Genomic DNA, 12,367 nt, shown 5'->3' with positions numbered 1-12,367 from the left:
AAAAGCGTCATCCATACCTGGCCCGGGACCCTGAGGGCTTAATTGACGATGGAGAGGGAAAGCCCGTCCCATCCTTTGCATCCCACGGTTTGCAGGGCTGTCGACGTCAGCTTGATATTAGCAGACAAGGCGGCAAAAAAGCGCCGCACGCCGATCACGCTCGCATCCTGGCTGGCGCTGTCCAGTATGGCGCCGCCGCGGATCACATTATCGGCGATAATGACCGTGCCGGGATGGGACAGACGCAGCGACCAATCCAGGTAAGCCGTATTATTCACCTTATCGGCGTCGATAAAAATCAGGTTGAAAGGGGCCATGTCATCCCAGGCCGCAAGCGTCGCCAGCGCCGGCCCCACCCGCAGGCTGACCCGTGCGCCAAGGCCGGCGCGCTTGAGATTGTCGCGCGCGACGGCCGCATGTTTTTCCTGGCATTCCAGCGTTATCAGCTCGCCGTCCTCAGGCAGCGCCCTTGCCAGCCAAAGGGTGCTGTACCCGCCCAGCGTGCCGATTTCAAGAATCCGCCGCGCCCTGACCATGCGGGCAAATATAAACAGCAGTTTGCCCTGGTTAGGGGCGACATCATGGGGCGGCAGGCCCGCCCGGCGGTTTGCCGCCGCGACCCGCCGCAGGATCGGATCTTCCGGGACCAGCAGGCGGTTAAGATAATCATCCACTGCCTGGCACATTTGTTGTTGCATACGGCCTCCTGTTGTCATTGCACCTTTCTTTTGCATACCACCCTACTTCCTGATTAGATGGCTGTTAATCGACTTTTGCTGACAAGCTAAGTGAGAAAAAATCACCATGAGACGCCGCATCCCCTCACTGAACGCGCTCAAGGCCTTTGAAGCGGCCGGGCGGCTGGGACTGATGAAATTGGCGGCTGAGGAGCTGTGCGTCACGCACGGCGCCGTCAGCAGGCAGGTTAAACAGCTGGAAAACTGGCTTGGCGTCGCCCTGTTCGCCGGCCCGAAACATGCGCCGACGCTGACGGAGGCGGGATACCGGCTATTGCCGGCCTTGACCTGCGCCTTTGATCAGGTGGATCTGGCCGTGCGGCAGATTGCGGATACCGATGAGGGCACGCTTGACGTTTCATGTCCCGGCACCTTTACCATGCGCTGGCTGATACCGCGCCTGCATCACTTTAACGCGCATCATCCCCGGGTCGAGGTAGCCTGAACTCGGCGGGCACCTCGGCGGATCCCATCGGGGATAATGTCGACGTGGCGATCAGGGTGGGCCGCGCGCCCTGGCCGCCGGGCGTCGACGTCATCCCCTTGTTCAGCGAGAAATTCGGCCCGGTCCATGCGCCGTCAATCCGGCTTGCCGCCGGAAAGCCATGGCCGGCGGCGCTGTTGCACACGGTTTCCCGGCGCAACGCCTGGTCTGACTGGAGCGCGCGCTCGGGCATCGCCGCGGCCGGTGAAGGCGCGGCCGAGTTCGAGCATTTTTATTTTATGCTGGAAGCGGCTATCGCGGGGCTGGGCGTATCGATATCCCCCTGGCCGCTGGTGGCGGAAGATGTGGCGGCGGGACGATTGATCGCCCCCTTCGGCTTTATCGACAGCGGTCTCGGCTATGTGGCCCTGCGTCGCCAAAAGCAAAACCGCAAGGCCGACATTTTTTGCCGGTGGCTGGAAACCGCAGCGCGGGAGTATGTCGCAGGCGCGCGATCCAGACCGCCGGAGGCGACACAGCCATAACGCCGTGCCACGCGTACCTCCTTGCCGGCCATCGTCTAGTTGCCGGCCCGCCCTGCCGGCTTAGCGCGCCGCCGCTGGCGGGCGGCCGTCCCGCGCCAGCGTTTCCAGCCACTGGCGCTGGTAAGCCTGACGCGCTTTGGCGCGGAGCCGGGTTTCAACGGCATTCATGGCCTCGTCCTGCGGTATCGGCGCGGCCGGGCGGATATCCCGGCAGTAAAGGATATGCAGCCCCATGGGGCTTGTGACAACGTCACTGATATGCCGCGCCGGCAGGGCAAATAGGGTTTCATCAAGGGAAGCATACAACAGGCCGCGGCTGACCCAGCCCAGGTTGCCGCCGTCAAGGGCGGTGGGACATTGCGAATGACGCTGCGCCAGCACGGCGAAGTCGCGCGCGTCGCGGCGCAGGCGCCGGTGCAGGATAGCGATGCGCCGCGCCGCCTGGTCCGGCTGGCAGCCCGGCTGCTCTTCATCCACCGTCAGCAGTATATGACTGCATGCGCGCTGCTCCGGACGCATAAAGTTGTCCCGATGGGCAGCGTACCACTGCGCCACGTCCGCCGCCGAGGGCGCCGGAGCCTGCTGCGCCACGTGTTCAAGGACCTTGTCCAGCAGGACTTCATGGGTCATGGCCTCATAGAGGCCCCTGGCGTCCAGCCCTATGGCCGCCAATTGCCGCGGCTGCAGCGCGGCATCCGGCAGGCGCCGATCGAGATCGGCCACCGCCGCGCGGATATCGTTTTCCGTGGCGCGCAGCCCAAGCGCCCCGGCCTGGTCCACCACCCGGCTTTCAAGCCGCAGCTGGCGGGCATAGCGTGGTTCGAACTCCGTCAGCTGTTCGGCGGTTAATAGCCACGGCGGCGTTTGATACAATGCCAGCGCCAGCTTTAAGCGGGAAAATACCTGCCATGTTTCCATTAGGGTTTCCTGTGGGTTGATGCGTTTGCCCGCGGCGCGTCCTGCGCCGCCGTGGCGCCGCCAGGAGCCTGGCTCAGCTTTCGCAGACCCGGGGGGTCAGCGCCACCTCCGGCACCCGGAACAACCTGCCTTCGAACAGCACCACATAGGCCATGGGCTGGACATCGCGGATTTCATCCATAATCTGGCCCACCTGGCCCTCCGTCACCACCGGATCGCCGTTAATCGCCAGCGGCAGCGCGGCGCTCACCCAGTCGCCAAACTGGAATTGCCCGGCAATCCAGGGGGCCGAGCCTGAAATCAGCTCATGCTCGCGACAGCCCACGATGCAGTCCTCCGCGACGAAATGCACCTGGTAGATAATCTCATCCTGTAAAAACGTGCCCCATTCCCGCACGTAGCCAATACTGCCCTTGCGGACCAGCTTCTCGCCCCGGGCCTTGCCGGGAAAGGTGCCGTCATTGCGCAGCGATCGGATAACCCGTACCCGATCGCCAAAGTCATAGGTCGGTTTCAAGGATGCACCTCCATTAATCCGCTCCAGGGGATAAAACACCGTTTGTGGCGTTGATACACCGATAGCCCCGACTGCGCCGCCACCTCGCCTTGCAGAAAGTGCCGGTAGCTGTCGTTCAGCAGGCTCCTGGCCAGCGACCAGTACGCCTTGTTTCTGCGCAGTTCACCGGCGTCCCCCGGCGGCAGATCGGCCAGCGGCAGGCTTATCACCCCCGCCAGGCGCTGGTGGAAATCATGCATGATATGCAGGCGTTTCGCGCGGATCACCGCCGGGTCGCAGGGCAGCTCGAAATAAGCGAAAAACGCCTCGGCGGATTCCAGCTCATCAACGCCGGGTAATGTGCTAAACCACTCCATTCTAGCCTCCCGCGCAACGGGCCAAACCGAAGTCCGGTCCGTGCAAAGCGAATAATTCGCTGTAAAGATCGCGCAGCCGCTCGTCGCTTGGAATCTGCTTCCACTCCTCGGCGCGCGTGCGCAAAGCGTGCAGCAGTTGCTCCACCTGGCCGCCGGTAAGCCGGTATCCCAGCTCGCCGTAGATACGCTCGACCGCGTGCCGCCCTGAATGCTTGCCCAGCACCAGGCGGTGGCCGCGCCCCAGCCGGGCCGGATCGATGCTTTGATAGCAGGCGGGATTTTTCAGCAACCCGGCCACGTGGATACCCGATTCATGGGTAAACACCTGTTCCCCCACCAGCGGTTGCTGGGGGTCGATCGGGCGCCGCGCCGCCTGCGCCACCTGCGCGCATAAGCCGGGCAGATGGTCGAGCCGGATACCGGTGTCGACCTGCAGGCAGGCTTCCAGCGCCATCGCCACGCTTTCAAGCGCGGCGTTGCCCGCGCGCTCGCCCAGCCCCGAGACCGTGGTATTGACATGGGTCGCCCCGGCCCGCACCGCCGCCAGGGTGTTGGCGGTCGCCAGCCCCAGGTCGTTATGGGCGTGCATTTCGGTTTCGCCGTGCCAGTGACAGCGTAACGCCGTGATGCGTTCAAAGGTGACGAAGGGATCGAGCACGCCCAGCGTGTCGGCAAAGCGCAGCCGCAGCGCGCCGGCGTCGCCGGCCACCAGGGCTATCTGACGCAGTTCCTCGTCGCTGGCGCGCGAGGCGTCCTCGCAGCCGACGCTGACCCGCAGCCCCAAAGTTCGCGCGTAGGCAATATGGCCGGACAGCTCCCGCGCCAGCTGCGGCCAGCCCATATGCAGCTTGTAAGCACGCATCGGCCCGGACGCCGGCAGCGATATATCCACCCAGTCCAGCCCCAGGTCCGCCGACAGCCGGATATCATGGCGGTTCAACCGGCACCAGGACATCAAGGTCTGCCGCGGCAGCGCCCGGCGCACCAGCGCGATGCGCCGGCATTCTTCATCGCCCATCGCCGGCGTGCCGACCTCCAGCTCGCCCGCCCCGGCCCCGGTCAGGGCGCGGGCGATGGCGACCTTTTCCCCGGCGCTGAACGCCACGCCGGGGCTTTGTTCGCCGTCGCGCAGCGTAGTGTCGTTAATCACGATAGCGGTCATCGGCCTGGCTCCCCCGGGTTAACCATAGGTCGGCGCAAAGGCGGCGTTTTCCACCGCCAGCGGACGATCGCCCTGCCAGTACGGCGATAAGGCGCGCAATTGGGCTATGATCGGCGGCAATTGCTCAATGACATACTCAATCTCTTTTTCGCGGGTATAGCGGGATAGCGAAAAACGGATGGTGCCGTGGGCGGCGGTATACGGAATGCCCATGGCGCGCATCACATGGGACGGCTCCAGGGAACCGGACGTACAGGCGCTGCCGCTGGAGGCGGCGATGCCGACATGGTTTAGCAACAGCAGGATGGCCTCGCCCTCGATATATTCGAAGGCGATATTGACCGTGTTCGGCGTGCGCGGCTGCCCGCCGCCCATCACCAGGGTATGGCCGACGGCGCCGAGAATGCCGTCCTGCAGACGATCACGCATGCGGGCAATCTCGCTGTCCATCATCGGCAAATGGATATCCGCCAGCGCCGCCGCCGCGCCCATGCCGACAATGCCGGCAATGTTCTCGGTGCCGGCGCGCCGCCCGCGCTCCTGGTGGCCGCCGCGCAGCAACGGCCGGAACCGGGTGCCGCGGCGCAGATAGAGGCAGCCGATCCCCTTGGGACCATGAAATTTATGGCCGGAGCAGGACAGCATATCAATGGCGCTCGCGCCGACGGCCACCGGCAATTTACCCACCGCCTGCACCGCGTCGCAATGGAACAGTATCCCTTGTTCATGTGCAAGCTCGGCCATGGCCGCCACCGGATACACCACGCCGGTTTCGTTATTGGCCCACATCAGGGTAACCAGCGCCACGCGGTCGCTGAGCGCCGCCCGGTAGGCGGCCATATCCAGCGCGCCCTCGCCGTCCACCGGCAGGCGGTGGATCAGGTAGCCCTGCCGTTCCAGGTATTCGCATACCGCAAGCGTCGCGGGATGTTCCACAATGCTGGTAATGATTTCCCGCCGTTCAGGGTAGGCCGCCACCGCCGACAGGATGGCGGTGGACGTGGCCTCGGTGGCGCAGGAGGTAAAAATGATTTCACTGTCGTGGCGCGCGCCCAAAAGGCTCGCCACCTGTTCCCGCGCCTTGGCCAGCGCAATGCCCGCGGGCTGGCCGAAATCATGGATCGACGATGGATTGCCGTAGTGTTCGCTGAGAAACGGCATCATCGCTTCCAGGACCATCGGGTCCAGACGTGTCGTGGCGTTATTATCCAGATAAACAGCTTTCATCGGCTTACCTCATTCAACTTCGCTGGTGGAGACCGTGGCCGGGTCGGCCACCACGTGCATAAACCGGCCCAGGCGTTCGATAAGCTTCTGCTGCAGCCAGGCCAGGGTCATATCGGTCATCATGCAACCGCTGCAACTGCCGGACAGCGAGACGGTCACCTGTTTATCGTTCACGCTCAGCAGGCGCATATCGCCGCCGTCGGCCTGGATGTGCGGACGCAGGCCGGCGATGACCTCTTCCACCGCCAGCCAGTTTTCATCGCGGGGCTGCGGCTGCGGCGCGGGCTTGCCTACGGCCTGCGCCACTGCCGGCCTGGCGCTCAATATCTGCTCGAGGGTCTGCTCGATTTTTTCATGGCAGGAGGTACAGCCGCCGCCGGCCTTGGTGTAGTTGATCACATCCTCAAGGGTGGTGAGGCCGTTTTCCAGCACCGCGCGGCGGATATGGCCTTCGTCGACGCCGAAACACTTGCAGATAAGCGCGCCTTCTTCGTGATCGGCGTCCGGCGCCTCGCCCCTGAACTGGGCGATGGCGGCGCGCAGCGCTTCCTGCCCCATCACCGAGCAGTGCATTTTTTCCGGCGGCAGGCCGTCGAGGTAATCGGCAATCTGCTTATTGGTCAACTGCGCTGCGTCCGTCAGGGTGCGGCCGATAATCAGTTCGGTCAGGGCCGAGGAAGAGGCGATGGCGCTGCCGCAGCCGAAGGTCTGGAAACCCGCCTCCTCGATAATTTCCGTCTCGGGGTCGACGCGAAGCATCAGGCGCAGGGCGTCGCCGCAGCTCAGCGAACCGACGTCGCCTATGGCGTTCGCCTGCTCGACGACTTTGGCATTGCGCGGATGAAAAAAATGATCTTTAACTTTTTCTGAATAATTCCACATACATTTTTCTCCAGTTCACGGGGCGATGCTTGGCGATACCCCGGGTGAATGCCTTAGCTGAATGCCGGTTATGATGCGCAGGTCTGGTGGTCGCACTGGCAGGCCGACGCCTGAAGATCTATCCAGAGTCCCGGCTCGCCGTCCCGGGCGCCCGCCGCGAGCGTCGCGCCCTGCAGATAGGGCCAGTGCGTAACGGCCGCCAGCAGCACCAATCCCTGATACTCGACGCGATACTCCTCCTCCCGCTGCGCCGCGCTCCACTCCAGGGAAACCCGCCAGCCCTGGCAGGCATCGCCCTCAAGCCAAAGGCGCAGGCCGGCACAGGGCGCGGCCAATTGCCGGCGCAATAAAAGCAGCTGTTGCAAGGCTTCCGCTTCAATCTGAATCATGATGTCGCTCCGCGTGGGGGGTACTTAATCATGAGCAAATGTGATGCCAGTCACATCTTTATCGATATTTCAATAAGATAGCGCCGCGCGGCGCACTAAAAACCCCGAACATGTCGGGGTTGGTTGTCGGTTTTGTCAGGGAATTGACACAAATCAGCGCTGTTCCCGCGCTATTCTTCTTCCCAGCGGCTCTCCTGCCGGAAACGCTCGAAGCGCCTGGGATCGCGTTTTTCCTGATGGCGCTGTACCGTCGGCGCATCCCAGTTTTGCTGGATTTCCGTGAGCAGATGGACGATGGAGGTGGCGGCGGGCACGCTCACCGCCCGTACCCCGACGCGCAGCAGTTGCCGGAACACGCTTTCGCCCACCGCCACGCAGTACAGCGAGAGGCACCCCTCCAGCGCCGCGATACGACAGCCCAGCTTATCCAGGTCATGTCCGGGCTGGACGATAAAATCCGTGACCTGCAGCAGCGTCACCCGATCGGGTTTGACGCCGTAAATGGCCAGCCGGGGCGTCGAGCCGAAATGCTGGTTGACCTGGTGCAGGTCGGTGCTGGCGAACGCGACCCGCAGCGCCCAGTCGGAGGCGGTGGTCACCGTAAGATTGCGCTGGAAGTTGTTCATACGCCGGCGTCCTGTGCAAGTGAGACGGCAGGAAATTGCTGTTTCAGCGGCGAGTGGTACACCGGCTGATGATGATGGCGATGGCGCATCAGGTTGCCCAGTTCGAACAGGGTGTCGCGGATGCCGGCATACCCCTGCCGGGTGCGGCGAAATTCGCCCAGGCGGTCGTAGAGGGGGAAACCGGTGCGCACCAGCGGCATGTCCAGGCGCTCAGCCAGGGAGGCGGCGTGGGAGTTGGCAAAAATCATGTCGGCGGGGGTCTCGGCCAGCAGATCCGCCAAATCCTCCAGATCGCCGATGATGACTTTTTCCACCGGCAGCGCGGCCAGCCCGGGCTGGTTGACCGGCGCCACCGCGTTCACCACGCTCATGCCCTGGCTGACGGCGAAATCGCACCAGCCGCGCAGCAAATCCGCCTCGGCGGCCACCGCCATGCGCCCGCCCTGCAGCTCGCCGTGGCAATCGATCATCGCGTCCAGCATCTGCCCGCGCTGCCGCTCTATCCAGGCCGGCACCTCGCGACCGGAAATCTGGTGCAGTTGTCCGATAAACGCATCCATATGCGCAAGCGTCATCAGATGCGGCAAACGCACGCAGATGCCGCGTCCGCGCGGCTCAATCAGCGCGGCCACGCGGGTGAGCGAAACGCCGATCACAAAGGTGGCGACGCTTTGTCCCAACTGTTCCATCAGGCGCAGCGGCGTGCCGCCCTGGGTCAGCGAGCTGTAATCGCCCGCCGCCAGATGTCCGTCCATGGACTGCGTCAGGTCGGGCAGGATCACCGGCTGCAGGCCGAAAGCCTCGACATAGCTGCGGATCAGCTCCTGATCGCCCGGGGTAAACATATGGCTCAGAAAAATATTCACCCGTTTACCGCGGATTCCGGCCGCGGGTTCAGCGGGCACCCACTGCTGCACCACGCTTTCCAGCAGCGCGGCATAGCCGTTTTCCATCGAGCCGTAAAAATCCGGCGTGCTGACGGTCAGGATGCCGACCTGCCGGTGCTTGGGATGGCTTGCGCGAAACAGCGCCACCGCCCGCCCCAAATCGCTGCCCTGCGCTTCCGACAGGCCGGTGCTGAGCAGGACGATAATGCGCGGCGTATTGCGCTCGCACAAGGTCTCCAGTGCGGTAAAAATATTGTCGTCGGCGCCCATGATGGTGGTGATCGGCTCCATGGCGGTGGATTGCAGCGGCACCGGCTCGTGGAAATGCTGGATAAAAAACACTTTGGCGAAAGCGCTGCAACCCTGGGCGCCGTGCACCAGCGGGATACAGCTTTCCAGCCCCATGGCGGCCAGGATGGCGCCCAGCGGCTGACCGCTCTTGATCGGGCTGGTGGCCAGCGGTTTTACCGAACGGACAACGTGCGTCATGATCTTCTCCTCAGGCTTTTATCTGCCAGGGCGCCGGCTGGTTAACCTGCGTCCAGACCGGGCTTTCCAGCGTGCGGCACACCGCCTCGGCCAGGTTAACCATGCCGCCGTAGCCGGCGAAGGCCTCTTCGCGCTCCTGGTTGATATCCAGGAACGGCAGCCGGGCTTTATAGGCGGTATACATATTCCTGCCGCCGGCGATCATCATGTCGGCGCGGAAACGATAGGCGGTATCCAGCAGCAGGCGCGGGTTGCCCTCGTCAAGCATCAGCGCGTCCTCCCCCATCAGGGCGCGGATGCGCGCCTTGTCCTCCTCGGTGGATTTGCGCGTGCCGGTGGCCACCACGTCCAGCCCCAAATCCTGCAATGCCGAGACCACCGACCAGGACTTCACGCCGCCCGTGTACAGCAACACCCGCTTGCCGCGCAGCCGGTCGCGCCAGGGCTCAAGGCGCAGCTGGGTCGCCGCCTCCTCGCGCGCGATTAGCAGCTCGGTGCGCGCGGTGAGATCCGCATCGTCCAGCAGCTGCGCCAGCTGGCGCAGCGAGGCCGACATTTCACGCATGCCGTAAAAGCTGCCCTCGAACCAGGGCGTGTCGTACCGCTCCTCCAGCCTGCGCGCAACGTTAATCAGGGCGCGGGAGCAGACCAGCATATTGGCCTCGGCGCGGTGCATGGTCTGGATTTCAGCGAAACGCGCGTCGCCGGAAAGCGTGCACAGGACGCGCACGCCCAGCTCATCAAGCAGCGGCAGCACCTGCCAGAACTCGCCGGCGATATTGTATTCGCCGATAAGGCAGATGTTATGGCCGCGCGCCGCGGGCACCGGATAATCCGCCGGCCAGGGCGCGGGCTCGCGTTGCCCTACGACCTGGCGCAGCATCACATCGCCCGCGATGCGGTTGCCCAGGTTTTTGCTGCCGTAAAAACCGGCGGCGTCGACGGCCACGACCGGAATGCCGGCCGCCGCCGAGGCCGAGCGGCACACCGCCTCGATATCGTCGCCCTCCATGGCCGGCACGCAGGTGTTATAGATAAAGACCGCCGCGGGGTGGTAGCGCTCGGCGATATGCTTCACGGCGTGGAACAGCCGGCGCTCGCCGCGTCCCATGATCACATCCTGCTCGCTTAAATCGGTGGTGAAACCCAGCCGGTTAAGGGCCGGTCCCGAGCTGCGGCTGCCCCGGTTATCCCAGGAACTGCCGGCGCAGCCAATCGGCCCGTGCACCAGATGCGCCACGTCCGCCACCGGCAGCAGGGTAATCTGCGCGCCGTCAAAGGCGCAGCCGCCCGCGGTGGATCCCGGCTTGGGCGGTTTGCACCCGGTTTTATGCTTGCCGTTATGCTCGCAGGCAGGCTCAACGAACAGGGCGGCGATATCAGTATTTTTCATCAGGTTCTCTCCGTAACCGGCAATAGTCTTGCTATGACTCTGGTTTGCAAATCACGGGCCAGCGGCTACCCGCTGTTTTGAAAAGAATTTTTATTGTCGTGAACGCGACAAAACAGACAACCGGCCTGACAGGGGAATACCTGCCCGGCGACATAAGCTGCCCTCAGTAGCCCCTGGCGTTCCAGAATGCGCAGCGATGCCTGAGGGCGAAGTCCTCCACAAAACCGGTATGCTGTACGGCAAGCGCATAGGGCCGCGCGCCGTCGAACACCGGCCAGGCCGGCATAGCCGCGGGCTGGCCGGTATGGGCGAAGGTCCCCCACGCCTGCTGAATACGCGCGGCCAGGTCCTGCTGCCGGGCATCGAAGTCGCGCGGATCGGCCAGCGCCCAGGGCCGCTGGAAAACATAGGCGATTTCCGCGGCATGATAGGCTCCCATGGCCGGGGTAAACGGCGCGCGCGGCAATGACATCGGCGCGTGGGGATCGTCGAACTCGTAGGCGTAGAAGGCCGCCCGTCCGCCCAGCAGCCGGTGCATCGTCAGGATCGGACAGGCGAAGTGCGAGTCCGTGACAATATCGGCGAAAGCCTGATAGTACGACCGGGCGGCGACGTCCGCATACGTCTTCAGCACGGGGGCGGTATCGCCGGGCAAGGCGCGCGCGACGGCGTCCTCATACCCCCGGCGGTGACTCATGGCAAAGGTAAACGCCTTGAAATTGGCGAACAGCCGCCCTTCGTCGCGGTTGCTGCCCATCAGCACCGGCACCGGTGCGCCCTTGCCCGCCGCAAACGCCTGGTAGGGCGGCTCAGGCAGCACATCCCCTCCCGTCATCGGCGCCCAGCCGTCCCTGCCGCTATTGCCGCGCCGATGGCTGGTCGCCTGGTAAAGCTTTTTCGCCGGCACGCGGCGCAAACACGCCAGCGCGGTCCGCTCATCGCCGCAGCCGAGGTCGCGCGCCATTATCAGCCCGCCGGCTTCCGCCTCCGCGCGCGGTAATGACGTGTCCGGCTGCGCGCAGCTGTCGCTTTGCAGGATCGCCCGCTGGAACAACCCCCGCGATCCCGGCGACAGGAGATGAACGCAGGTGCTGAGCGCCCCGGCGGATTCACCGAACAGAGTGACGTTGTCCGCATCGCCGCCGAACGCGGCGATATTACGCTTTACCCAGCGCAGCGCGGCCTGCTGATCCAGCACGCCATAATTTCCCTCCCCCGGGCCCCGCAGCGCCGGATGCGCCAGGAAGCCCAGCGCGCCGGTGCGATAGTTGGGCGCGACGACGATCACGCCCTGCCGTTCCGCCAGTACGCTGGGGTCATATTGCCCGTTGGAGCCCAGTTCGAGCGCGCCGCCATAAATCCATACCATCACCGGGAAAACCCCGCCCTTGCCGGCATTATGCGGCGCGTAGATATTCAGCGTCAGGCAATCCTCGGCGCTATTGCCGGCCACCGGCAAGGCGGGCTGCGGACACGCCGGCCCGATGCGATCGGCGCTTCGCACCCCGCGCCAGGGGATCGCCGGCGCCGGCGGTGCGAAGCGCAGCTCCCCCACGGGCGGCGCCGCGAACGGAATCCCCAGGAAGGCTTGCCCGCGCGCCGAGACGACACCCCGCACCGGGCCGTCCGCGGTAGCAACAATCCTTGCGGATGCGGCGGGATCGTTGACGATTTGGGGCACTTTCCCCGGCATGTCCATGCAGCCGCACAGCATCCCCCCTAACAACGCCAGCCAGACGCGCCGCCAGATAAACGCGCCGTTACTTTTTTTACCGACCATCCCTTAGCCTCTTAATCGCCAGATACCATGAACAA

14 protein-coding genes are annotated in these 12,367 nt (G+C 64.3%); 2 read left to right on the top strand and 12 right to left on the bottom strand.

Annotated elements, in window-relative coordinates:
- Window positions 1-38: 38 nt before the first annotated feature.
- Window positions 39-698 (bottom strand): O-methyltransferase, encoded by a 660-nt coding sequence (locus tag ABUK12_RS03120; protein WP_410014911.1) that lies wholly within the window; start codon window positions 696-698, stop codon window positions 39-41.
- Window positions 699-804: 106 nt separating this feature from the next.
- Here ABUK12_RS03120 and ABUK12_RS03115 point away from each other — a divergent pair, with 106 nt between their 5' ends.
- Both ABUK12_RS03115 and ABUK12_RS03110 read left to right on the top strand, forming a co-directional pair.
- Window positions 805-1,182 (top strand): LysR family transcriptional regulator, encoded by a 378-nt coding sequence (locus ABUK12_RS03115; RefSeq protein WP_410014910.1) that lies wholly within the window; start codon window positions 805-807, stop codon window positions 1,180-1,182.
- Between the two features lie 44 nt (window positions 1,183-1,226).
- Window positions 1,227-1,706 carry a LysR substrate-binding domain-containing protein gene (locus ABUK12_RS03110; RefSeq protein WP_410014909.1) on the top strand — a complete coding sequence of 160 codons (480 nt, stop codon included), beginning with the start codon at window positions 1,227-1,229 and terminating at the stop codon, window positions 1,704-1,706.
- A 60-nt stretch (window positions 1,707-1,766) separates the two neighbouring features.
- On the opposite strand, the gene nifM is transcribed toward ABUK12_RS03110, so the two are convergent.
- The 11 genes from nifM to ABUK12_RS03055 all read right to left on the bottom strand — a co-directional run bounded on the left by nifM (window position 1,767) and on the right by ABUK12_RS03055 (window position 12,332).
- Window positions 1,767-2,624, bottom strand: a complete 858-nt coding sequence (gene nifM / locus ABUK12_RS03105; RefSeq protein ID WP_410014908.1) for a nitrogen fixation protein NifM — start codon at window positions 2,622-2,624, stop codon at window positions 1,767-1,769.
- A 73-nt stretch (window positions 2,625-2,697) separates the two neighbouring features.
- Window positions 2,698-3,141 carry a nitrogen fixation protein NifZ gene (locus ABUK12_RS03100; RefSeq protein WP_410014907.1) on the bottom strand — a complete coding sequence of 148 codons (444 nt, stop codon included), beginning with the start codon at window positions 3,139-3,141 and terminating at the stop codon, window positions 2,698-2,700.
- Window positions 3,138-3,497 carry a nitrogenase-stabilizing/protective protein NifW gene (locus ABUK12_RS03095; RefSeq protein ID WP_410014906.1) on the bottom strand — a complete coding sequence of 120 codons (360 nt, stop codon included), beginning with the start codon at window positions 3,495-3,497 and terminating at the stop codon, window positions 3,138-3,140. The genes ABUK12_RS03100 and ABUK12_RS03095 overlap by 4 nt, the downstream gene beginning before the upstream one ends.
- Window position 3,498: 1 nt before the next feature.
- Window positions 3,499-4,659 (bottom strand): homocitrate synthase, encoded by a 1,161-nt coding sequence (nifV, locus tag ABUK12_RS03090; RefSeq protein WP_410014905.1) that lies wholly within the window; start codon window positions 4,657-4,659, stop codon window positions 3,499-3,501.
- Between the two features lie 18 nt (window positions 4,660-4,677).
- On the bottom strand, window positions 4,678-5,886 hold the full coding sequence (nifS, locus tag ABUK12_RS03085) for a cysteine desulfurase NifS (protein WP_410014904.1): 1,209 nt from the start codon (window positions 5,884-5,886) through the stop codon (window positions 4,678-4,680).
- A gap of 9 nt (window positions 5,887-5,895) precedes the next feature.
- Window positions 5,896-6,768 carry a Fe-S cluster assembly protein NifU gene (nifU, locus tag ABUK12_RS03080; RefSeq protein WP_410014903.1) on the bottom strand — a complete coding sequence of 291 codons (873 nt, stop codon included), beginning with the start codon at window positions 6,766-6,768 and terminating at the stop codon, window positions 5,896-5,898.
- Window positions 6,769-6,836: 68 nt separating this feature from the next.
- Entirely contained in the window at window positions 6,837-7,157 is a 321-nt protein-coding gene (locus ABUK12_RS03075; RefSeq protein ID WP_410014902.1) for a hypothetical protein, read from the bottom strand.
- A 170-nt stretch (window positions 7,158-7,327) separates the two neighbouring features.
- Window positions 7,328-7,783 (bottom strand): NifB/NifX family molybdenum-iron cluster-binding protein, encoded by a 456-nt coding sequence (locus ABUK12_RS03070; protein ID WP_410014901.1) that lies wholly within the window; start codon window positions 7,781-7,783, stop codon window positions 7,328-7,330.
- Entirely contained in the window at window positions 7,780-9,159 is a 1,380-nt protein-coding gene (nifN, locus tag ABUK12_RS03065; protein WP_410014900.1) for a nitrogenase iron-molybdenum cofactor biosynthesis protein NifN, read from the bottom strand. Before nifN ends, ABUK12_RS03070 begins: the two co-directional genes overlap by 4 nt.
- Before the next feature lie 10 nt (window positions 9,160-9,169).
- Window positions 9,170-10,552 (bottom strand): nitrogenase iron-molybdenum cofactor biosynthesis protein NifE, encoded by a 1,383-nt coding sequence (gene nifE, locus ABUK12_RS03060; protein WP_410014899.1) that lies wholly within the window; start codon window positions 10,550-10,552, stop codon window positions 9,170-9,172.
- A gap of 163 nt (window positions 10,553-10,715) precedes the next feature.
- On the bottom strand, window positions 10,716-12,332 hold the full coding sequence (locus tag ABUK12_RS03055; RefSeq protein ID WP_410014898.1) for a carboxylesterase/lipase family protein: 1,617 nt from the start codon (window positions 12,330-12,332) through the stop codon (window positions 10,716-10,718).
- Window positions 12,333-12,367 lie beyond the last annotated feature (35 nt).

It is taken from the genome of Sodalis sp. C49, assembly GCF_046352915.1.
Taxonomy (GTDB): domain Bacteria; phylum Pseudomonadota; class Gammaproteobacteria; order Enterobacterales; family Enterobacteriaceae; genus Acerihabitans.
The sequence above is the reverse complement of the archived record's forward strand: the minus strand, read 5'-3'. Positions and strand labels throughout refer to the sequence as shown.

Bases quoted from the DNA above. Each gene is read 5' to 3' on its own strand.
- ABUK12_RS03120 (WP_410014911.1), bottom strand. From the start codon at position 698: ATGCAACAACAAATGTGCCAGGCAGTGGATGATTATCTTAACCGCCTG.
- ABUK12_RS03115 (WP_410014910.1), top strand. From the start codon at position 805: ATGAGACGCCGCATCCCCTCACTGAACGCGCTCAAGGCCTTTGAAGCG.
- nifM (WP_410014908.1), bottom strand. From the start codon at position 2,624: ATGGAAACATGGCAGGTATTTTCCCGCTTAAAGCTGGCGCTGGCATTG.
- ABUK12_RS03095 (WP_410014906.1), bottom strand. From the start codon at position 3,497: ATGGAGTGGTTTAGCACATTACCCGGCGTTGATGAGCTGGAATCCGCC.
- nifV (WP_410014905.1), bottom strand. From the start codon at position 4,659: ATGACCGCTATCGTGATTAACGACACTACGCTGCGCGACGGCGAACAA.
- nifS (WP_410014904.1), bottom strand. From the start codon at position 5,886: ATGAAAGCTGTTTATCTGGATAATAACGCCACGACACGTCTGGACCCG.
- nifU (WP_410014903.1), bottom strand. From the start codon at position 6,768: ATGTGGAATTATTCAGAAAAAGTTAAAGATCATTTTTTTCATCCGCGC.
- ABUK12_RS03075 (WP_410014902.1), bottom strand. From the start codon at position 7,157: ATGATTCAGATTGAAGCGGAAGCCTTGCAACAGCTGCTTTTATTGCGC.
- ABUK12_RS03070 (WP_410014901.1), bottom strand. From the start codon at position 7,783: ATGAACAACTTCCAGCGCAATCTTACGGTGACCACCGCCTCCGACTGG.
- nifN (WP_410014900.1), bottom strand. From the start codon at position 9,159: ATGACGCACGTTGTCCGTTCGGTAAAACCGCTGGCCACCAGCCCGATC.
- nifE (WP_410014899.1), bottom strand. From the start codon at position 10,552: ATGAAAAATACTGATATCGCCGCCCTGTTCGTTGAGCCTGCCTGCGAG.
- ABUK12_RS03055 (WP_410014898.1), bottom strand. From the start codon at position 12,332: ATGGTCGGTAAAAAAAGTAACGGCGCGTTTATCTGGCGGCGCGTCTGG.